Annotated in this window: 16 protein-coding genes; 6 read left to right on the forward strand and 10 right to left on the reverse strand. The window is 53.9% G+C overall.

The genetic code is table 11. The features are described from left to right. Positions 1–257 precede the first annotated feature (257 nt). The gene (locus G0034_RS15465; protein ID WP_176260743.1) at positions 258–1,691 is read right to left on the reverse strand and encodes a glycoside hydrolase family 32 protein; all 1,434 of its coding nucleotides are present in this window, start codon (positions 1,689–1,691) and stop codon (positions 258–260) included. Positions 1,692–1,707: 16 nt separating this feature from the next. Further along, positions 1,708–2,949, reverse strand: coding sequence for an MFS transporter (locus G0034_RS15470; protein ID WP_014884531.1), 1,242 nt, complete (start codon positions 2,947–2,949; stop codon positions 1,708–1,710). Between the two features lie 238 nt (positions 2,950–3,187). Here G0034_RS15470 and G0034_RS15475 point away from each other — a divergent pair, with 238 nt between their 5' ends. The 3 genes from G0034_RS15475 (at position 3,188) to G0034_RS15485 (ending at position 7,400) form a co-directional block, all read left to right on the forward strand. Continuing rightward, the gene (locus G0034_RS15475; protein ID WP_014884532.1) at positions 3,188–4,195 is read left to right on the forward strand and encodes a LacI family DNA-binding transcriptional regulator; all 1,008 of its coding nucleotides are present in this window, start codon (positions 3,188–3,190) and stop codon (positions 4,193–4,195) included. Positions 4,196–4,538: 343 nt separating this feature from the next. Further along, positions 4,539–5,915, forward strand: coding sequence for a diaminobutyrate--2-oxoglutarate transaminase (locus tag G0034_RS15480; protein ID WP_014884533.1), 1,377 nt, complete (start codon positions 4,539–4,541; stop codon positions 5,913–5,915). A gap of 18 nt (positions 5,916–5,933) precedes the next feature. Further along, positions 5,934–7,400: a pyridoxal phosphate-dependent decarboxylase family protein gene (locus tag G0034_RS15485; RefSeq protein WP_014884534.1), complete on the forward strand. Its 1,467-nt coding sequence runs from the start codon at positions 5,934–5,936 to the stop codon at positions 7,398–7,400. A 36-nt stretch (positions 7,401–7,436) separates the two neighbouring features. On the opposite strand, the gene G0034_RS15490 is transcribed toward G0034_RS15485, so the two are convergent. From G0034_RS15490 to G0034_RS15505, 4 genes are all read right to left on the reverse strand, one after another. Next, complete coding sequence (locus tag G0034_RS15490; protein ID WP_179121077.1) at positions 7,437–7,952, reverse strand: protein disulfide oxidoreductase; 516 nt, start codon at positions 7,950–7,952, stop codon at positions 7,437–7,439. 76 nt (positions 7,953–8,028) lie between these two features. Further along, positions 8,029–10,209 (reverse strand): polysaccharide biosynthesis tyrosine autokinase, encoded by a 2,181-nt coding sequence (locus G0034_RS15495; RefSeq protein ID WP_047027523.1) that lies wholly within the window; start codon positions 10,207–10,209, stop codon positions 8,029–8,031. Then, complete coding sequence (locus G0034_RS15500; RefSeq protein ID WP_023330908.1) at positions 10,209–10,658, reverse strand: arsenate reductase/protein-tyrosine-phosphatase family protein; 450 nt, start codon at positions 10,656–10,658, stop codon at positions 10,209–10,211. The genes G0034_RS15495 and G0034_RS15500 overlap by 1 nt, the downstream gene beginning before the upstream one ends. Next, complete coding sequence (locus G0034_RS15505) at positions 10,658–11,797, reverse strand: polysaccharide export protein (protein ID WP_023337539.1); 1,140 nt, start codon at positions 11,795–11,797, stop codon at positions 10,658–10,660. The genes G0034_RS15500 and G0034_RS15505 overlap by 1 nt, the downstream gene beginning before the upstream one ends. Positions 11,798–12,272: 475 nt before the next feature. Here G0034_RS15505 and G0034_RS15510 point away from each other — a divergent pair, with 475 nt between their 5' ends. Both G0034_RS15510 and G0034_RS15515 read left to right on the forward strand, forming a co-directional pair. Further along, complete coding sequence (locus tag G0034_RS15510; protein ID WP_008500887.1) at positions 12,273–12,605, forward strand: RcnB family protein; 333 nt, start codon at positions 12,273–12,275, stop codon at positions 12,603–12,605. Next, the gene (locus G0034_RS15515) at positions 12,580–13,035 is read left to right on the forward strand and encodes a GNAT family N-acetyltransferase (RefSeq protein WP_014884539.1); all 456 of its coding nucleotides are present in this window, start codon (positions 12,580–12,582) and stop codon (positions 13,033–13,035) included. The genes G0034_RS15510 and G0034_RS15515 overlap by 26 nt, the downstream gene beginning before the upstream one ends. A 95-nt stretch (positions 13,036–13,130) precedes the next feature. On the opposite strand, the gene apbC is transcribed toward G0034_RS15515, so the two are convergent. Next, positions 13,131–14,240: an iron-sulfur cluster carrier protein ApbC gene (gene apbC, locus G0034_RS15520; RefSeq protein WP_023330911.1), complete on the reverse strand. Its 1,110-nt coding sequence runs from the start codon at positions 14,238–14,240 to the stop codon at positions 13,131–13,133. A gap of 136 nt (positions 14,241–14,376) precedes the next feature. Here apbC and metG point away from each other — a divergent pair, with 136 nt between their 5' ends. Beyond that, the gene (gene metG / locus G0034_RS15525) at positions 14,377–16,410 is read left to right on the forward strand and encodes a methionine--tRNA ligase (RefSeq protein WP_023337540.1); all 2,034 of its coding nucleotides are present in this window, start codon (positions 14,377–14,379) and stop codon (positions 16,408–16,410) included. A gap of 94 nt (positions 16,411–16,504) precedes the next feature. Here metG and G0034_RS15530 read toward each other — a convergent pair whose 3' ends face one another. Genes G0034_RS15530 through G0034_RS15540 form a run of 3 tightly spaced genes read right to left on the reverse strand, consistent with a single transcriptional unit; the run spans position 16,505 to position 19,420 of the window. Further along, the gene (locus G0034_RS15530; RefSeq protein ID WP_014884542.1) at positions 16,505–16,975 is read right to left on the reverse strand and encodes a YehS family protein; all 471 of its coding nucleotides are present in this window, start codon (positions 16,973–16,975) and stop codon (positions 16,505–16,507) included. A gap of 46 nt (positions 16,976–17,021) precedes the next feature. Further along, on the reverse strand, positions 17,022–17,741 hold the full coding sequence (gene btsR / locus G0034_RS15535; protein ID WP_014884543.1) for a two-component system response regulator BtsR: 720 nt from the start codon (positions 17,739–17,741) through the stop codon (positions 17,022–17,024). Further along, the gene (locus G0034_RS15540) at positions 17,735–19,420 is read right to left on the reverse strand and encodes a sensor histidine kinase (protein ID WP_014884544.1); all 1,686 of its coding nucleotides are present in this window, start codon (positions 19,418–19,420) and stop codon (positions 17,735–17,737) included. The genes btsR and G0034_RS15540 overlap by 7 nt, the downstream gene beginning before the upstream one ends. Between the last annotated feature and the right edge of the window lie 196 nt (positions 19,421–19,616).

The raw sequence follows: 19,616 nt of genomic DNA on the forward strand, positions 1-19,616 counted from the left end.
TAACGCTTATTGCTGTTGTTTAGTGTAACCGCGGCGGCGTGCCAGGCGCAAGGGGTTTCGATTTATCGCGGTACTCATCACAGCAGAGACCGGGAAAGGAATCACCTGTTCATCTTCGTTTATTACTCTGTCAGAGCAGATCGGCGGTGAGTAAAGAAGCAACGTAAAACAAAGGCGTCGCCTGTCGCCTTTTTATTTGCAGACCATACGGATTATGACGTCAGGAAATTCAGGACGTTATTCCTGACGTCATTCGTTTACCCTAATTGCCATGCTCCGGCATCGATAAGCGAAGCGGCCCCGGTCCACGCGAACAACGCCAGTTCGCGACACTCTGCATCAGGGTAAATACGGCTGCTAAGGCACGCCTCCCCTTCATTGACAAACACTTCTACCGATGAATTGTCAAAGAACAGGCGCAGGTTTAGCGTGTCGTTCATATCAAGCGCGACGCTTCGGGTACCGCACAGGCCATACTGCGGATAATAACGCTCCAGCACCAGGCGCTGCATCTGCGCATCAACATAGACGCGTAAGCCATCTCCAAAACGAATGCCGTATTGCTCTGCACCGCTGTTGGCGCAATCCCACTTCAGCATGACCTCCATCGCGTCGCAGTGTTCCACCAGAGTAATCTGCTGGTTTTTAAGAGTACTTACTGGCCAGGGGAACCACTCTCCCCGGAGGCCTTCGACCTCTCTGGCCGGTCGCATCTGCAGGCGGTTATCCGCACTCAGCGTCAGTTCGCGCGGTAAAGAGAGCATGCCAGCCCATCCATCTTCCTGCTCCGGCAGTGGGGATTCCCACATGTCCAGCCAGCCGATAACGATGCGGCGGCCATCAGGGGTCAGGAAACTTTGTGGCGCATAGAAATCATGTCCGCGATCCATCTCCACAAACTCACCTTCTCGCACAAAAGGCTGACCAGGCTGCCACTCGCCCAACAGATAGCCACTCTGAAATAGATTACGATTTTTGTATCCTTCAGCCACCACTCCCTGAGGTGAAAACATCAGTACGCGCTTGCCATTGAGAGTGAAAAAGTCAGGGCATTCCCACATATACCCCATCTCTTTTTCTGCCACCGCAAGCACGCCCATATCCTGCCACGCGTGCAGATCTTCAGAGCGATACACGCGCACCTGACCCGTTTCGCCGTCCCGCGCACCGACGACCATGTACCAGCTCTCCCCCTCACGCCACACTTTCGGGTCACGGAAGTGATGCAGGCCAGGCGGCGTGTCAACAACCATGCCTTCCCGGCTAAAATGAATACCATCACGGCTGGTCGCCAGACACTGCACCTGGTAAAGATTTGCCTCATCATCAGGATCGCCGTGGAATTTATGTCCGGTGTAAATCAGCGCAAGCGTATCGCCATCCACCACTGCCGATCCGGAAAAACAGCCATCCTTGTCTTCTGCTCCTTCTGGCGCCAGTGCAACCGGGAGATGTTCCCAGTGAACTAAATCCTTGCTGCGCGCATGGCCCCAGTGCATCGGGCCCCACTGGGTCGAATACGGATGATGTTGATAAAAGGCGTGATACCAGCCATCAAACCAGACCAGGCCATTAGGGTCGTTCATCCAGCCAGCGCGTGCAGCGAGGTGGTAACGCGGATACCAGCGCAGGTTAAGCCCCTCGCGTCTGGACTGAAGTTCCTGCTCTGCTTTCGTAATGGAATACGTCATTGCTCTACTCTTTCGATCAGATAGTGGAAGGTTGCGGCATGAGCGGGTCAGAAGAGGACTTACCCGAGCGCAAAAGGAAGATGGAGATAAACGTGGTGCTGAACACTAACAGCCCCATAATCAGATAAGACTGGGCAAAACCGTATTTCTCATAGCTGTAACCTGCCAGCGGCGACAGGACTGAGGCAATTACCGAGCTTGTACAGGCGAAGCCCACCAGATAAAGGGTGGAAGAGAGCCGCTTATCAAAATGTAAACTGTTGTATTTAAAGATTGAGACCAGCAAAACAGGCAGTTCTACTGCGTGCAATAGTTTGGTTATGGAGATCAATACCGGCCCCTCAACCAGTCCCGATGCCACCATACGCATCGCCATCACCATTCCCGCGAAAATCAGGCCATTCTTCGCGCCGAGGCGATTCACCAGCCAGGGAGCGCAGAACATCCCCGCCGCTTCAAGGAAAACCTGGAAGGAGTTGAGGTAGCCGTACATGGCGTTCCCTTCCTGCAACGTCGGGAACTGGGAGGAGAAATAGACCGGAAACTGCTGGTCGTAAACGCCGTAAATACAGGTCCCGATTACGAAAAACACCAGCGCCCAGAAGCGTGGCAGCGTCAGCAGGCGCAGCGCGTCTTCCAGCGTGACCTTGCCGCCGGAGACCGCTTCCTGCATGGCGTGCGGTGCCGAAGAGACCCTGAGACGCGCCAGCAAAATAAAAAACACCAGTCCTGCGCAGCTCGCGACGGCGAAATTCAGCTTCGGATCGATGTTAAACAAGAGTCCCGCAAAAAAGGTCGCCACTGCCCAGCCAAGCGATCCCCACATCCTCGCTTTGCCGAATTCAAACTGGCTTTGGCGTGCCACGCGCTCGGTATAGGATTCCAGTACCCCTATCCCGCCGTTAAACGTCAAACCGATAAAAACCCCGCCGAAAATACTGCCGAGTAAAACGTTAATCTGCAGCAGATAACCAAACAGCAAAAACGCCGGACCCGAAAGAATGAGCAGACTGGTCAAAAACCAGAGCAGGTTTTTTCGCAGACCGAGCTTGTCCTGAATGAATCCATAGCAGATTTGAGCAAACAGCGCAGAGACTGAAAGCACGGCATAGATAATGCCGGTATCCCCTGCCTTTAAGCCCACTTCCTGGTGGAGCCAGATAGAAAGCAACGAGCCGGAAGACGACCAGGTCACAAAAAAGAAAAACAGTAATGCGCTCAATAAAGGGTAGCTGTGAGAGTGATGCGTTTTCATCATGACATTCTCATGTTGGAGTAATGACGCAATGGTAACGTTAACATAATTTTATTCTCATGCTGTTTGACTAAGATTTATGATGTTAATCACGAAAGTTAACGTTAACATTGAAGGAGTGCGATCGCGATCAAATATTCATCTGTGATCGCTGCACGACACTACCCCAGAACAGGATTTCCTTTTACATCATTTACTTAGTTGTATATTCTCTCTTACAGATCATTGACGGAGTAAGAAAATGGCTTCCCTGAAGGACGTCGCAAAGCTGGCGAACGTGTCTCTGATGACTGTATCACGTGCGCTTAACAGCCCGGAGCGCCTAAAACCGGAAACGCTGGCGCGCGTACATCGGGCCATCGAGCAGACCAACTATGTGCCCGATCTGTCCGCCAAGAAGATACGTGGTGCACATGCCTCACCTAAAACCATCGGCGTGCTGGCCCTTGATACGGTGACGACACCTTTCTCGGTGGAGATTACGCTGTCCATTGAAGAGACCGCCAGGATGCACGGCTGGAACAGCTTCGTGATGAATATGTTTAGCGATGATAACCCGGACGCCATTGTCGACCTTCTCCTGTCTCATCGGCCTGACGGGATTATTTACACCACCATGGGGCTACGTCAGGTTCCTCTCCCGGCTAAGTTGCTTACCCTACCCTGTGTGTTGGCCAACTGCGAAAGTGACGGTGAACGGGTAGCCAGCTATATTCCGGATGACGAACTGGGGCAGTACACCGCCGTGCGCGCGTTGCTTGCGGAGGGCTATCAACAACCACTCTGCCTGCATTTGCCTGCGGGCCACCTGGCCACAACCCGACGCCGTCAGGGGCTGGAACGCGCATGCCTTGAAGCGGGAATCGACCCGGATAGCCTGGAGCACAACTATATGGCGCCCGGCGATGAGCACTATCGTGACATTCCCTCAGTGTTGCTGGCGCGCATCCAGAATGGTGTCCCACGGTTCGACGCCGTGATCTGCGGCAACGACCGCATCGCGTTGATGGTCTATCAGACGCTACTGGCGCAAGGGCTTCGCATTCCCGAGGATGTCGCGGTTATCGGCTACGACAATATGGTCGGCATTGGGGAACTCTTCCTCCCTCCGCTCTCTACGGTTCAGTTGCCGCATTATGAAATTGGTCGCCTGAGCGCCCTGCATATTATTAACGGTGAGCAACACCTGGAAACCACACGTGTTGAAAGTCCATATTTAAAGCGTGATTCCGTTGCGCATGCATCCTGACCGCAGCTTTTTGCACAGGTCGCAGAAATAAGCGTGCAAAGGAGGCGGCTTACCTCCTTTTCATCAAGCGAATCGCACAATTTGCCACACTCTTTTTTATGATTTTACAATCAGGGCGTAAAGTACGTAACAGGCTGTTTTTATTTACCATAAAGTGTAATTTCCTCTCCTTAAACGGGGATAAACCCGCCCCTGTAACCCATGTCACAAAACAGTAAACAAATTAACCATTGAGCCCCGTGGCAAAAGGCTCTATATTGGCGGCGTTTTTTTCAGGCCCCATCTGTTTTTTAACTTTTTATTCAATCGTGGCTCATAACGAAGCGGCGGTTGTAGGAGTGATATGATGACGGATAAAGTCCGTATTGACACTGTAGATGCCCACAAAAGCAACGAAACCTATCTGGCCCGTCAGGCCGAGTTTGAATCTAACGTCAGGAGTTATCCGCGCAAACTGCCTTTAGCGATCACTAAAGCAGAAGGCGTGTGGATCACCGATGCAGATAATAAAGAATACCTTGACTGTTTAGCAGGTGCAGGGACCCTTGCGCTTGGACATAACCATCCTGATGTGCTGAAAAGCATCCAAAATGTCATTACCAGCGGCTTGCCGTTACATACACTGGATCTGACGACGCCTCTGAAAGACGCGTTTTCTGAATACCTGCTCTCTCTGCTGCCGGGTCAGGGCAAAGAGTACTGCCTGCAGTTCACCGGTCCATCCGGTGCTGACGCCGTTGAAGCGGCGCTGAAGCTGGCGAAAAAAGTGACCGGCCGTAGCGGTATCATCAGCTTCTCAGGTGGTTACCACGGGATGACCCACGGCGCACTGTCCGTGACGGGTAACCTCTCTCCGAAAGAAGCAGTTGACGGTATGATGCCAGAAGTGCAGTTCATGCCTTATCCGCACGAATACCGCTGCCCACTGGGTATCGGTGGTGAAGCGGGTGTTAAAGCGCTGACCTACTACTTCGACAACCTGATTAACGACGTTGAAAGCGGCGTGCGTAAACCTGCAGCGGTGATCCTCGAAGCCGTTCAGGGTGAAGGCGGCGTGAACCCGGCTCCGGCTGAGTGGCTGCAGCGCATCCGTAAAGTGACGCAGGAACATGGCATTCTGCTGATCCTCGACGAAGTTCAGGCAGGCTTTGCCCGTACCGGTAAATTCTTCGCCTTCGAACACGCGGGCATTGAGCCAGACATTATCGTGATGTCTAAAGCCGTTGGCGGCGGTCTGCCGCTGGCCGTGCTCGGTATCAAAAAGCAGTTCGACGCATGGGCACCGGGTCACCACACCGGCACCTTCCGCGGCAACCAGCTGGCGATGGCAACCGGTCTGACGACGCTGAAAATCCTGAAAGACCAGAACATCGCAGGCAAAGTGGCTGCACAGGGCGAATGGCTGAAAGGCCAGCTGAAAGAGATGGCGAAACGTTATCCGGTCATCGGCCACGTTCGCGGTCTGGGCATGATGATCGGTATTGAGATCGTTAAGCCACACGAAGCGGCTGACCACATGGGTTGCTTCCCGGGCGACGGCGAGCTGTCTGCACTGATTCAGAAGAAATGCTTCGAAGCGGGTCTGATTCTGGAACGTGGTGGTCGCAACGGTATCGTTCTGCGTCTGCTGCCTTCTCTGCTGATCAGCGATGAAGAGCTGAAAATCTTCCTGGATAAATTCGAGCAGGCACTGCTTGCTGCGGGCGTTCGCCCGGCGTAACCGGAGTAGTTGATTACGATGTCAGATTCAAACCCAATTTTGTTCTCCTCTGCGCAGAGCATTGACGCTTATCAGCAGGCGATTGAACAAAGCACTCAGGCTGTGATGCAGTGGCTGAAACAGCCTGAGATGTACCAGGGCAAAACGGTCGCGGAACTGCGCGACCGTATTAAGCTGGATTTCAACCCGAAAGGGCTGGGCAACGAAGCGGCGATTGAACGCGCCGTGGAGTTCTTCCTGAAAGACAGCTTGTCCGTTCATCACCCACAGTGTGTGGCGCACCTGCACTGCCCAAGTCTGGTCGTAAGCCAGGCGGCAGAAGTGCTGATTAACGCCACTAACCAGAGTATGGACTCCTGGGATCAAAGCCCGTCCGCAACCATCATTGAGATCAAACTGATCGAATGGCTGCGTACCCGCGTGGGTTATCAGGCTGGCGACGCAGGTGTTTTCACCAGCGGCGGTACTCAGAGCAACCTGATGGGTCTGATGCTGGCCCGTGATGCGTTCTTCGCGCGTCAGGGTCACTCCGTTCAGCAGGACGGTCTGGTGGGCGATCTGCGTAAGATCCGCGTACTGTGCTCCGAAAACGCGCACTTCTCCGTGCAGAAAAACATGGCGCTGATGGGTCTGGGCTACCAGTCCGTGGTGCAGGTGAAAACGGATGAATTCTCCCGTATGGATCTGTCCGATCTGGCGGCGAAAATTGCGCAGTGCAACGCGAACGGCGAGCAGATTCTGGCGATCGTCGCGACAGCCGGTACCACCGATGCCGGTGCTATCGACCCGCTGCGTGCGATTGCTGAACTGGCGGCGAAGCAGAACATCTGGGTACACGTTGATGCGGCCTGGGGCGGCGCGCTGCTGATGTCTGAGCAGTATCGTCATTACCTGGACGGTATTGAGCTGGTGGATTCCGTCACGCTGGACTTCCACAAGCAGTTCTTCCAGACCATCAGCTGCGGCGCGTTCCTGCTGAAAGAAGCACGTCACTATGAACTGATGCGCTATCAGGCTGCCTACCTGAACTCTGAGTTCGACGAAGAGGCGGGCGTGCCAAACCTGGTGTCCAAATCTCTGCAGACGACCCGTCGTTTCGACGCGCTGAAGCTGTGGATGAGCCTGGAAGCACTGGGTCAGGAGCAATACGCCGCGATCATCGATCACGGCGTGACGCTGGCGCAGCAGGTTGCCGCCTACGTGAAAGAGCAGCCTGCTCTGGAACTGGTTATGCAGCCACAGCTGGCAAGCGTGCTGTTCCGCTTCCGTGGCCAGGTGCAGATGGACGATGCGGGTATCGCCCTGCTGAACCAGAAAATTGGTGATGCGCTGCTGGAGTCTGGTCGCGCGAACGTCGGTGTGACCGAGCATAACGGCGTTACCTGCCTGAAGCTGACGCTGCTGAACCCAACCGTGACGCTGGAGGATATCAAAACCCTGCTGTCTTTGGTTGAGCGCACCGCGCAGGAAGTTCTGGCTAAGTAATCCAAAACCCCTCTCCCGCCGGGAGAGGGGTTATTTTTACAGACCTGCCCACCACATCCTGACTTTTAATCCCCAGTAGCTCGTCCAGCCCGTTGTGGTACTGACCACATTCCCCTTCGATACAATCACCAGCGTCGGCGTTACGCTCACCTGCCACTGTTGTGACACCGCACCGTTTGGATCGTTAATCACCGGCATACTCAGGCTTTTCTTCTCGACCCAGCGAGCCAGCTTCGCATCATCACCAGAACGCATGGCAATACTGATGACGTTACCGCCCTCTTCTGCCAGCTTATCCACCGCCGGTGTCGTATAACGGCAGATGCTACACCAGGTGGCCCAGACGTAGATCAGCAGTGGCCGCTCCTGGCTGAGCGCTTCGATATCGTGGCGCTTTCCGTCAATGCTTTGCATTCGGGTGGCGCTAAAACTGGCGGGGAGTGTGGGCTTGCGGTATTGATCCACGCCCCACATCACGGCCAGCGCGAGCAAAAAGAAAATGATCCCTTCCCGCGCCCAACGGCGCAGTCGACTCAATTTACGGTTATCCATTATGACCTCTCGTTGTAACGGAGGTCATCTTAACGGGCTGTTCGGCACGGTGCTGTAAAGAAGTGTCGCGCGATGCTTATTCCTGAGTGTAGCCGTAGTCGTAGTGGCTATAGCCCGAGTTGTAATAGAGCGCAGCGGATTTCACGATATCGTTGAGGATAGCGCCATTCACCTGCACGCCCGTTTGCCGCAGACGCTTCAGTGAGTGCTCGACCTCTTTACCGCTGGTTTTTCCAAAACGGGCAACCAGTAGCGTGGTGGCCGCGGCTCTGGTGATCAGCAATGCATCCGTCACGGCAAGTACGGGTGGGGTGTCGATAATGACGATGTCATAAAGTGTGTCGATCCGTGACATTACCGCCTGGAAGCGTTCACTCATGAGCAAATCAACGGGATGTGAAGGCCGGGGTCCGCAGGTCAGGACATCAAAACCGCCTTTCTCAAAGCGTTGAACCGCGTCCTGCCATTCTACGTTTCCTCCGAGCACGCTGGACAATCCAAGATGATTGTTCAGTTTGAAAATATTGTGGACATACCCCTTGCGCATATCCGCATCAATAAACAAGACTCGCTGTCCCGCCTGAGCCGCAATCGACGCCAGTGAGGTACTGACCAGGGTCTTTCCACAGTCCTGCGTAGGGCCTGACACCACTACGATCCGGTTTGTTGCATCCATCATTGTAAAATGCAGACTGGTACGGAGCCCGCGCACCGCTTCGATAAACATATCGGTCGGCCGGTCAACTGGCAGGAAAGGTACGTTTGATGTTCTGTGTTTCCAGTGGGAAGCAAACAGGTTCCGCCTGCGCAGATGCGTCTTTTTCCAGAGCCAGACTGAACGCGGGAGCGTCGCCAGAAGCGGTATTCCCTGCATTTCAAGTTGCTCAGATGACGTAATGCCCCGCTTAAAGGCCGAACGCACGAAAACCGTTCCGGTCGAGAGCATTAACCCCATCAGCATGCCCAGCACAATAATAAGCGCTTTACGCGGTTTAATCGGAATGGGCTGCGTCACGGCCGGGTCAATGATCCGCACGTTTCCAATCGCGCTGGAGCGGGAGATATTCAGCTCCTGCTGCCGCGTCAGAAGCTGCAGGTAGATGGTACGCCCGGATTCCACGTCACGACTCAGGCGTAATATTTCCTGCTGCGTGGAGGGCATGGCTGAAACGCGTTTGTTGAGGCGCGTACGTTCCTGCTCAAGCGTTTGTTTCTTTTCCCGTAACGCGCGGTAAGTGGGGTGATCCTTCTTGAAAAGCTGAGAAACCTCTGCTTCACGGAATGTCAGCTCGTTAAGCTGGTTTTCCACATTAACAACCTGATCAAGAACCGACTTCGCCTCCAGAGACAAGTCGACAGAATCCCGCTTTTCTCTGTAGGCATTCAGTCGTGCTTCGGCTTCATCCAGCTCCCGACTGATCTTCGGTAATTGAGTCTGTAAAAACGTCAGGCTCCGGGTATCTTGAGCTTCCTGACGCGCGATATTCTGGCTGAGATAATTTTCAGCGATTGTATTAAGCACTCTGGCGATCTTACTGGGGTCTTCACCCGCTATGGTTAACGCGATCATACCGCTCTGTTTCGCCGATTCAGCAACCGTAAGCCTCTTTTGAATGGCGTTGATCGCTTCAAGTTTCGTGACGGTTTTGAGGATAAATTGGGTACCCGGAACCGAATCGAGGGATGTCACCAGCAGAGATACCCCATCTTTAACCAGCGCTTTTCCCACAACGCCGTCTACAGCCAGCGTCTTTCCCTCAAGATGAAATCGCCCCTGGTCCTGTACGGTGAGTAAAAGCGTTTGTGGCTCACCTTCCAGAAGCGGAATAGTCAGTGCGCCAATCGTTATTTCATCAGATTTTCGTCCCCGAATCTGTTCCCACACAGGACCGATAACAGGGAGTACGCGCCGCTTAACGTGGTATGTTAGCCCGAGTTGATCAACGGTCTCTCCCAGAATCATCCGTGATTTAAGGAGCAGAAGTTCTGGGGCGACATCGGGGGAGAGATCGGACCCGAACTGGCTTAAGCTTTTAAGTAGCGAGTTATCCTGCTTCGCCTCGACCTGCACCAGGGCATCAGCCTGATAAACTGGCGTGGCGCTGAATGCATAAATCCCCGCACATACCGTGAACAGGAGTGTGATACACGCAATCATGATCCGGTGATCAAACATCTCAGCAAGCAACTGAATGAGATCGATTTCATTATTCTGCGGTGTCGCAGCACCAAATTTGTCTGATTTAGAAGACGACATTACTGCTTCATTCCTTGTTGACTCAAACGACGAGCCCATTCCTGACTGGCTTTTCCCAATTGGTTGAAAACATATTCGAAGGCTTCACGACTTTTGTGATACGGGTCGGGAATGTCCTTGGTTTCCAGCCATTGTCCAAATAGCAGCGATTTTCCCCGGTTCTCCGGGGCCATAGTGGCGATAAAACGAAGGTGTTTCGGCTCCATCACCAGAATCAAATCGGATTTTTGTAACAGGCTACGCGTCACCTTGCGGGCAACATGCCCCTCCAGCGAAATACCATGACGCCAGGCCACGGCCTGCGCAGCGGCATCCGCCGGGCATCCTTCGAGACCGAAGATACCTGCCGAGGTCACCTGCCTGCCGGGTAGCTGCTGGCGCAACAGCCGTTCACCCATTGGCGAACGGCAAATATTGCCTGTGCAAACCACTAAGATTGAATTGAACATTATTGCGGCCACGATCTGATATAGCGGACGGTTTCGGTCAGATCGTGAACACCTGTGATAGTCGGCACCAGTTGGGTAATGACGCGATTCCAGCGTGAAAGCGGTGCGGTGGTCACATAGACAATGTCATACGGCTCCAGCTGAAATTCCGTGCTTAGTACCATGGCTGACGCATCTTCTGCATTCAGTTGATAGATGTTGGCAATTTTGTCCGCGTCGCCTTTTTTCGCTACCTGTCGAATAACAAAAATGCCGGTGGCATCGGCCATGTTCTGGTTTAAGCCGCCAGCATTTCCCAGCGCTTCGGCCAGCGTCATGCCGCTACGATCCATTTTAAGGGTGCTCTGTTTAACCACCTCCCCCATCACGAACACTTTCAGCGCGTCGTTTCGGGGAACAAACAAGATATCGCCAGGATAAAGCAGCTTGTTTTGCGTTAAATCGCCGTGCTGCATCAGGGCATAGAGGGAAAGACGTGAGTCCTGACCATTATGCGTGAGTACCACATTCCGCCAGTCGGCATCCGCAGATAGCCCACCAGCAGCGTTGACTGCATCCATCACCGTCAGTGGAATATTGGTAATGGGCTGCTGGCCCGATTTCTCTACCTCACCAGTGATATAGGCTTTTTGCGAACGGAAGGAGGCTATGCTGACATCCACCTGAGGGCTCTCAATGACCTTATCCAGTCGCGCGGTAATCTCTTCACGTATCTGTGAAACTGTTTTGCCCGCTACGTGCAGCTTACCGACATAGGGGTAAAAAAGCGTACCGTCGGCGTTGACCCAGTTGCCCGCATCGCTCGCGCTACGATACTGCCCGGCAGGCGTCGTTAATTCAGGGTGATCCCAGACGGTGACCGTCAGGATGTCGCCTGTGCCAATACGGTATTCCCAGTTTTTGAGCTGCTCATCCAGATTAGGATTCGCCTGAGATTTCGATACGGGCGGACGCAGTTTTTCAATCAACCCAGGGGTCACTGGAAAAATTTCTACACGTTTATCCAGTTGATGATTAATTCCTTCACTCGGCGTAACTTTTTTTCCAGACAGACTTAAGTGCTGACCCGGTGAAAATACACACCCTGTTAACTGGCTAAGAAAAAGAAAGAGTAGTGGGAATGCAGTTGTGTTTTTCATTTATATAAAATGTTGGTTTATCGTTGCGCCAGGCGTTACATCTGCAAAAAGAATGCAACTAACACCATGAAATATAATTAGTTATTATTTTAATGGCATTACCATGAAATTCTAAAAACGAATACATTCGCTTTAAAAAACTGAGCCGATGCACAATCGTCTAATAAAATCAAAAGTAATATCACTTCATCCGAAGGCGATACTAAAGGGTATTCCTCAGTAAAGCATTCGCTTAACCGCGCAATTTTGATGCTAAAAGTTATTTTCAGAATAGATTAATAAAAATAACAAATATTAGTAATGGTAAATATCGACCACACAAATAAGACCCACACGGTTCGACTACACAAAACTGTCCATTTTTGTTACATTTTTTTCATACACGGCTTGCGTTGATCCTTAAAATGGACTGTCTGCCTTGCTTCATACGCGCGCCCGCAGACAAAACATCTGTAACGATATCACTGGAGAAAAAATGGCTAAGCGTAAATTGCTGCTTCTGGGTGTATTACTGTCTCTGGCGGGATCCGCATTTTCTGCCCCGCAAACCGCCGCTGCGCCATCAGGCATCAAAGCCTATGAGGAACAAGAGTTCATCGCTGATTTCACTAAGTTCAAAATCGGCGATACCGCACCGGCGCAGTATCAAACGCCCGAATACACCATCAAACAGTATCAGTTGCGTAACCTGCCGGCACCAGATGCAGGGACCCACTGGACCTACATGGGCGAAAACTACGTCCTGATTGGCGATGCAGATGGCAAAATCTACAAAGCCTATAATGGGGATATCTTCTATCATCGCTGATACGATCGTCATCCGTCCGTGGCAGGAGAGCGATCGGCCTTTCCTGCGCACGCTCTATCTCCACGCCCGACGCGATGCCTGGCCCTGGCTTGATGACTCTGGCTGGCATCTGGAAGATTTCGACGCCGCTACCCGGGACGAAGCCATCTGGGTTGCGGAGCAGGACGGCCATCGCCTGGGGTTTGCTTCCGTCTGGACCAACGATAATTTTCTGCACAACCTGTTTGTTGATCCGCAGTATCAGAGCCTGGGTGTCGGACATCTGTTACTTGAGCACGTACAGAAAACGTTTACCAGCACGGGTGCACTGAAGTGTCTGGTGAAGAACAGGCGGGCTATTGCGTTTTACCAGCGACATGGCTGGCACATTGAGGCAACGGGTGATTCTCCGGACGGAGAGTACTATCTGATGCATTATCGGCTGAGTTAACGTCGGGTGGCGGCTTCGCCTTACCCGACCTACGTGATGGTGCCATTTGTAGGCCGGGTAAGCGAAGCGCCACCCGGCATTAAAGTGCAGAGGAATTACACCGCGCGGAACGCGATTTCGCTCGGAATGACTTCGCCCTGCCAGTAAAGCTGCGCCGCAACGCGCCCCGCCAGCTGACGATACATATCCGCAAATTCGCTGTCCGGACGGCTAACAACCGTCGGTTTTCCGCTGTCCAGATCTTCGCGCAGGGTGATATGCAGCGGCATCTGACCCAGCAGTTGGGTATGATACTGTTCGGCCAGCTTTTCTGCGCCACCGGTACCAAAGATTGGCTCGTGGTGCCCACAGTTGCTGCAGATGTGCATGCTCATGTTCTCAACGATACCGAGTACCGGCACCTCCACTTTTTCGAACATGACGATGCCTTTTTTGGCGTCGATCAGCGCGATATCCTGCGGTGTGGTCACCACCACAGCGCCCGTTACCGGAATGTTCTGCGCCAGCGTCAGCTGGATATCACCGGTACCCGGCGGCATATCCAGCACCAGATAATCGAGATCCGGCCACATGGTTTCCTGCAGCATCTGCATCAGCGCTTTGCTGGCCATCGGGCCGCGCCAGACCATGGCGTTATCGTCAGTCACCAGGTAACCGATTGAGTTGGTCGCCAGCCCATGCGCCACGATCGGCGCCATATGCGTACCGTCCGGCGAGGTTGGACGCTGGTTTTCCGCACCCAGCATGTTTGGAATGGACGGACCATAGATATCGGCATCGAGAATACCCACCTTCGCCCCTTCCGCCGCCAGCGCAAGCGCCAGGTTTACTGCGGTAGACGATTTGCCCACCCCGCCTTTACCTGAGCTCACGGCGATGATGTTTTTCACACCGTTCACGCCAGGCTGATTCTTCACACGCTTCAGCGTGGCGATGCTGTGGCTCAGCTTCCAGTCGATCGCTTTCGCTCCGGTAATGCGCAGCAGCTCAGAGCTGGTCTGCTCTTTCAGCGCATCAAAGGCGGTGCTCCAGACGAAGGGCATCTGCAGCTCAATGTGCAGCGTATCGTCCAGCCACGCAACGTGGTGTAACGCTTTCAGCGTCGTGAGATTATGTTTCAGGGTTGGATGCTGAAAGTTAGCCAGCGTCCCGGCGACCATTGCTCGTAAGGCTTCCGGTGATTTGGCCTGGGATTGAGAACTCATCCCGACTCCTTTGTTCTTGTGAATAAGACCTTAGACAACAAGTTTACCTGAAAGGCCGCGGTTTGTGCTTACTTAATAATGCCCCTTTTGGTAATATCGAAAACCCTTTTCACAGTTAAAAGAAGTAATGCCTACTATGACTCAAGTCGCGAAAAAAATTCTGGTAACGTGCGCCCTGCCGTACGCCAACGGCTCAATCCACCTCGGCCACATGCTGGAGCATATCCAGGCTGATGTCTGGGTCCGTTACCAGCGAATGCGCGGCCACGAGGTAAACTTCATCTGTGCAGACGATGCTCACGGCACGCCGATCATGCTGAAAGCGCAGCAGCTGGGTATCTCCCCGGAGCAGATGATTGCCGAAATGAGTCAGGAGCATCAGACCGATTTTGCTGGCTTTGACATCAGCTATGACAACTATCACTCCACCCACAGCGACGAGAACCGTGAGCTGTCGGAGCTAATATACACGCGTCTGAAAGAGAACGGTTTTATCAAAAACCGCACCATCTCTCAGCTGTACGATCCGGAAAAAGGCATGTTCCTGCCGGACCGTTTCGTCAAAGGCACCTGCCCGAAATGCAAATCACCGGATCAGTACGGCGATAACTGCGAAGTGTGTGGCGCAACTTACAGCCCGACTGAGCTTATCGAGCCGAAATCCGTGGTGTCCGGCGCTACGCCTGTGATGCGTGATTCCGAGCACTTCTTCTTTGACCTGCCATCCTTCAGCGAAATGCTGCAGGCGTGGACCCGCAGCGGCGCGCTGCAGGAGCAGGTGGCGAACAAGATGCAGGAGTGGTTCGAATCCGGTCTGCAACAGTGGGATATCTCCCGCGATGCGCCGTACTTCGGCTTCGAAATCCCGAACGCACCGGGCAAATACTTCTACGTCTGGCTGGACGCACCCATCGGCTACATGGGCTCCTTCAAGAACCTGTGCGACAAGCGTGGCGACACCGTCAGCTTCGACGAATACTGGAAGAAAGATTCCACTGCCGAGCTGTATCACTTCATCGGTAAAGACATCGTTTACTTCCACAGTCTGTTCTGGCCGGCAATGCTGGAAGGCAGCAACTTCCGCAAGCCGACCAACCTGTTCGTGCACGGCTACGTGACGGTTAACGGCGCGAAGATGTCTAAATCTCGCGGGACGTTCATTAAAGCCAGCACCTGGCTGAACCACTTCGACGCGGATAGCCTGCGCTACTACTACACGGCGAAGCTCTCCTCTCGCATCGACGACATTGACCTGAACCTGGAAGATTTCGTCCAGCGCGTGAACGCGGACATCGTCAACAAGGTGGTGAACCTGGCGTCCCGTAACGCAGGCTTTATCGCCAAACGCTTTGACGGCGTGCTCTCCGCAGAGCTGGCCGATCCTGAGCTGTATAAAACCTTCACTGACGCCGCCGCTGCGGTTGGCGAAGCGTGGGAAAGCCGTGAATTCGGTAAAGCCATTCGTGAAATCATGGCGCTGGCAGATGTTGCCAACCGCTATGTAGACGAGCAGGCGCCATGGGTGGTTGCCAAACAGGAAGGCCGCGACGCCGACCTGCAGGCGATCTGCACCATGGGTCTGAACATGTTCCGCGTGCTGATGACCTGGCTGAAACCGGTTCTGCCGCAGCTGGCCGCGCGTGCTGAAGCCTTCCTGAACACCGAACTGACCTGGGATGCTATCCAGCAGCCGCTGCTCAGCCACAAGGTGAACACCTTCAAAGCGCTGTATAACCGCATTGAGATGAAGCAGGTTGAAGCCCTGGTCGAAGCCTCTAAAGAAGAGGTGAAGGCCGCTACAGCACCGGTGACCGGCCCGCTGGCGGACGATCCGATTCAGGAAACCATCACCTTTGACGATTTCGCCAAAGTTGACCTGCGCGTAGCGCTGATTGAAAACGCGGAATTCGTGGAAGGCTCTGACAAGCTGCTGCGCCTGACGCTGGATCTGGGCGGCGAGAAGCGCAACGTCTTCTCCGGAATCCGTTCAGCCTACCCGGATCCACAGGTGCTGATTGGCCGTCAGACCGTGATGGTGGCGAACCTGGCACCGCGTAAAATGCGCTTCGGCATCTCTGAGGGGATGGTGATGGCCGCAGGCCCCGGAGGGAAAGACATTTTCCTGTTAAGCCCTGACGAAGGCGCGAAGCCGGGTCAGCAGGTGAAATAACAAAAAAGCCGGAGATTATCTCCGGCTTTTTTGTTCTCCCTCTCCCTGTGGGAGAGGGTCGGGGTGAGGGCATCAGGCCGCACCCATGCCGTCTTTACGCTTTAGGGTGATGCACCCGGTGGGTCAGCCCGCGCAGAAAATTACGCAGAAACTGATCGCCGCACTCGCGGTAGTTTTTGTGGTCCGGCGCGCGCATCATGGCAGTCACTTCCGGCACGGATACGCGGTATTTTTGCTCCGTCATGATCGCCACAATATCGTCCGTTTTCAGCGAGAACGCGATGCGCAGCTTTTTCAGTACCGTGTTGTTGTTCACGCGACGCTCCAGCGCCAGCTCCGGGGCGGACTCATCTTTGCCACGCTTGTCATAAATCAGACCGTTCAGGAAACCCGACAGAATGATGTCGGGGCAGCGCACGAAGCCCTCTTCATCCTCTTTGGTCATCCAGGTGTCAAAACCTGCAGACGTGGATTCCATGTCGGACAGTGCAAGAATGCGCACCATATCGTTGTTGTTTGCTTTCAGGGTGTAGCGCAGGCTACGGAGAATATCGTTACTGAGCATAGAGCCTTCGAATGTCGATGATGCAATGGCGCGCAGTGTACCAGCTTTACAGGCCAATCGCCTCTTTCAAACTTTTCAGATAGCGGCGGCTGACGGGAACAGTCTGCCCGGCGCGCAGGACCAGCTCGGCCTGGCCGTTGTCTTCCAGGCGGATCTCTTTCAGATGCGCCATGTTCACCAGATACTGGCGATGACAGCGGATCAGCGGCGTGCGGCTCTCCAGCGTGCGCAGAGTCAGTTCGGTAAATCCTTCATTTCCCTCTGCACTGGTGACAAACACGCCGCTCAGTCGGCTACTCACGAAGGCCACATCATCCATCTGCAAAAGATAGATTCGGCTGTGCCCGGTGCACGGGATAAATTTCAGCGGCTGCTGGTTCTCTGGCAGCAGCGTGACATCCTGGACGGTTCGCTCCTGGCGTAACCGGTTCAGGGTCTTTTCCAGTCGCTTCTCTTCAATCGGCTTGAGTAAATAATCAAACGCGTGCTCCTCAAAAGCCTTAACGGCATACTCGTCGAAGGCCGTCAGAAACACGATGTAGGGACGATGCGCCGGGTCGAGCATACCAACCATCTCCAGCCCGCTGATACGCGGCATTTGAATGTCGAGGAACAGCACGTCAGGGCGCAACTTATGCACGGCACCAATGGCCTCAATGGCGTTCGCACACTCTCCCACAACCTCAATATCTGGCTGCTCCTGCAGCAGAACGCGCAGGTTTTCCCGTGCCAGCGGCTCATCATCCACAATCAGCACTCTTAACATGCGTTTTCCTCCAGCGGCAGTCGAACGGTAATACGGGTAAATCGATCCGGCTCACAGGCCACGGTAATACCGCAGTCGTCGCCAAAATGGGCACGCAGACGTTTATCCACCAGGCTCATCCCTAGCCCGCCCGACGTGGAAGGCTGATAAAGCCCGGCATTATCTTCAATATCCAGCACCAGATGATGGTTAAAACGGCTGGCAGCAATCGTGATCTCTCCGATCCCGAGCAGCTGCGAAGTTCCATGCTTGATGGCATTTTCCACGATAGGCTGCAGGGTAAAGGCCGGAAGATGCTGATACGCCAGGTCATCCGGGACGGAAAGCGACACCTGCAGGCGAGACTGGAAACGCGCCTGCTCAATCTGCAGATAGGCGTTCACGTGCTCAATCTCATCGGACAGGGTCACTATCTCTGACGGACGTTTCAGGTTCTTGCGGAAAAAGGTCGACAGAAACTGCACCAGCTGCGCGGCCTGATCGCTGTCGCGGCGGATCACCGCTTTAAGCGTATTCAGGGCATTAAACAGGAAATGCGGATTAACCTGCGCATGCAGGAGCTTAATCTCAGACTGCGTTAACAGGGCTTTCTGCCGTTCATACTGCCCGGCGAGGATTTGCGCTGACAGCAGCTGAGCGATCCCCTCCCCCAGCGTGCGGTTGATGGAGCTGAACAGGCGGTTTTTCGCCTCATACAGCTTGATGGTGCCCATCACCCGCTGATTTTCACCGCGCAGCGGAATGACCAGCGTGGAGCCCAGCTTACACTGCGGATGCAGCGAGCAGCGATAAGGCACTTCGTTACCATCGGCATACACTACTTCGCCGGTTTCAATGGCCCGCAGCGTATAGGTTGAGGAGATAGGTTTGCCCGGCAGATGGTGATCGTCTCCGGTGCCGGTAAACGCCAGCAGCTTTTCGCGGTCGGTGATGGCGACCGCGCCGATATCGAGCTCTTTGTAGAGCACCTGCGCCACCTTCATGCTGTTCTCCTCGTTGAACCCCTGGCGGAGGATCCCTTCGGTCGAGGCGGCAACCTTCAACGCCGTGGCAGAAAAGGCCGAGGTGTACTTCTCAAACATGGCGCGTTTATCAAGCAGAATGCGCATAAACAGCGCCGCGCCGACGGTGTTAGTCACCATCATCGGGGCCGCAATACTGCTGACCAGGTGCAGCGCATCGTCAAAGGGACGGGCAATCAGCAGGATGATCGCCATCTGCGCCATTTCGGCAACAAAGGTGATCGCCCCGGCAGTGAGCGGGCTAAAGACTTTATCCGGGCGACCACGCTTGATCATGTAGCTGTGTACCAGGCCGCCAAGCAGCCCTTCCACGATCGTAGAGATCATACAGCTGAGCGCCGTCATCCCGCCCATGGAATAACGATGCAGCCCGCCGGTTAACCCCACAAGGCCACCGACGACGGGGCCGCCAAGCAGCCCACCCATCACCGCGCCGATCGCGCGCGTATTGGCGATAGAGTCTTCGATATGAAGACCAAAATAAGTCCCCATTATGCAAAAAATAGAGAAGGTGACGTAGCAGAGCAGCTTATGCGGCAGACGTACGGTGACCTGCATCAGCGGGATAAAAAGACGCGTTTTGCTCATCAGCCAGGCGATGACCAGAAACACGCACATCTGCTGAAGCAACAGCAGCACCAGATTAAACTCGTACATACTCAAAACCGCACACGCTAAAAACGCGTAACATACACTGTTGCAGGTTTGCTTTCTTTGAAGCATCCCAAAAAAGCGCAAAATCGTGTCCGTTATCACACCTTTTTCCGATCATCGCGCATCCTTCGCATTATTTGTTCAAAAATCAATCAATCCTTCCTGGTTCGGCAAAGTGGGTCTACAGTTAAGCTGGGAA

The sequence above is a fragment of the Enterobacter sp. T2 genome (genome assembly GCF_010692925.1).
GTDB lineage: Bacteria > Pseudomonadota > Gammaproteobacteria > Enterobacterales > Enterobacteriaceae > Enterobacter > Enterobacter kobei.

Coding starts and splice junctions, on each gene's coding strand:
- G0034_RS15465 (WP_176260743.1), bottom strand. CDS start 1,691: ATGACGTATTCCATTACGAAAGCAGAGCAGGAACTTCAGTCCAGACGC.
- G0034_RS15470 (WP_014884531.1), bottom strand. CDS start 2,949: ATGATGAAAACGCATCACTCTCACAGCTACCCTTTATTGAGCGCATTA.
- G0034_RS15475 (WP_014884532.1), top strand. CDS start 3,188: ATGGCTTCCCTGAAGGACGTCGCAAAGCTGGCGAACGTGTCTCTGATG.
- G0034_RS15480 (WP_014884533.1), top strand. CDS start 4,539: ATGATGACGGATAAAGTCCGTATTGACACTGTAGATGCCCACAAAAGC.
- G0034_RS15485 (WP_014884534.1), top strand. CDS start 5,934: ATGTCAGATTCAAACCCAATTTTGTTCTCCTCTGCGCAGAGCATTGAC.
- G0034_RS15490 (WP_179121077.1), bottom strand. CDS start 7,952: ATGGATAACCGTAAATTGAGTCGACTGCGCCGTTGGGCGCGGGAAGGG.
- G0034_RS15495 (WP_047027523.1), bottom strand. CDS start 10,209: ATGTCGTCTTCTAAATCAGACAAATTTGGTGCTGCGACACCGCAGAAT.
- G0034_RS15500 (WP_023330908.1), bottom strand. CDS start 10,658: ATGTTCAATTCAATCTTAGTGGTTTGCACAGGCAATATTTGCCGTTCG.
- G0034_RS15505 (WP_023337539.1), bottom strand. CDS start 11,797: ATGAAAAACACAACTGCATTCCCACTACTCTTTCTTTTTCTTAGCCAG.
- G0034_RS15510 (WP_008500887.1), top strand. CDS start 12,273: ATGGCTAAGCGTAAATTGCTGCTTCTGGGTGTATTACTGTCTCTGGCG.
- G0034_RS15515 (WP_014884539.1), top strand. CDS start 12,580: ATGGGGATATCTTCTATCATCGCTGATACGATCGTCATCCGTCCGTGG.
- apbC (WP_023330911.1), bottom strand. CDS start 14,240: ATGAGTTCTCAATCCCAGGCCAAATCACCGGAAGCCTTACGAGCAATG.
- metG (WP_023337540.1), top strand. CDS start 14,377: ATGACTCAAGTCGCGAAAAAAATTCTGGTAACGTGCGCCCTGCCGTAC.
- G0034_RS15530 (WP_014884542.1), bottom strand. CDS start 16,975: ATGCTCAGTAACGATATTCTCCGTAGCCTGCGCTACACCCTGAAAGCA.
- btsR (WP_014884543.1), bottom strand. CDS start 17,741: ATGTTAAGAGTGCTGATTGTGGATGATGAGCCGCTGGCACGGGAAAAC.
- G0034_RS15540 (WP_014884544.1), bottom strand. CDS start 19,420: ATGTACGAGTTTAATCTGGTGCTGCTGTTGCTTCAGCAGATGTGCGTG.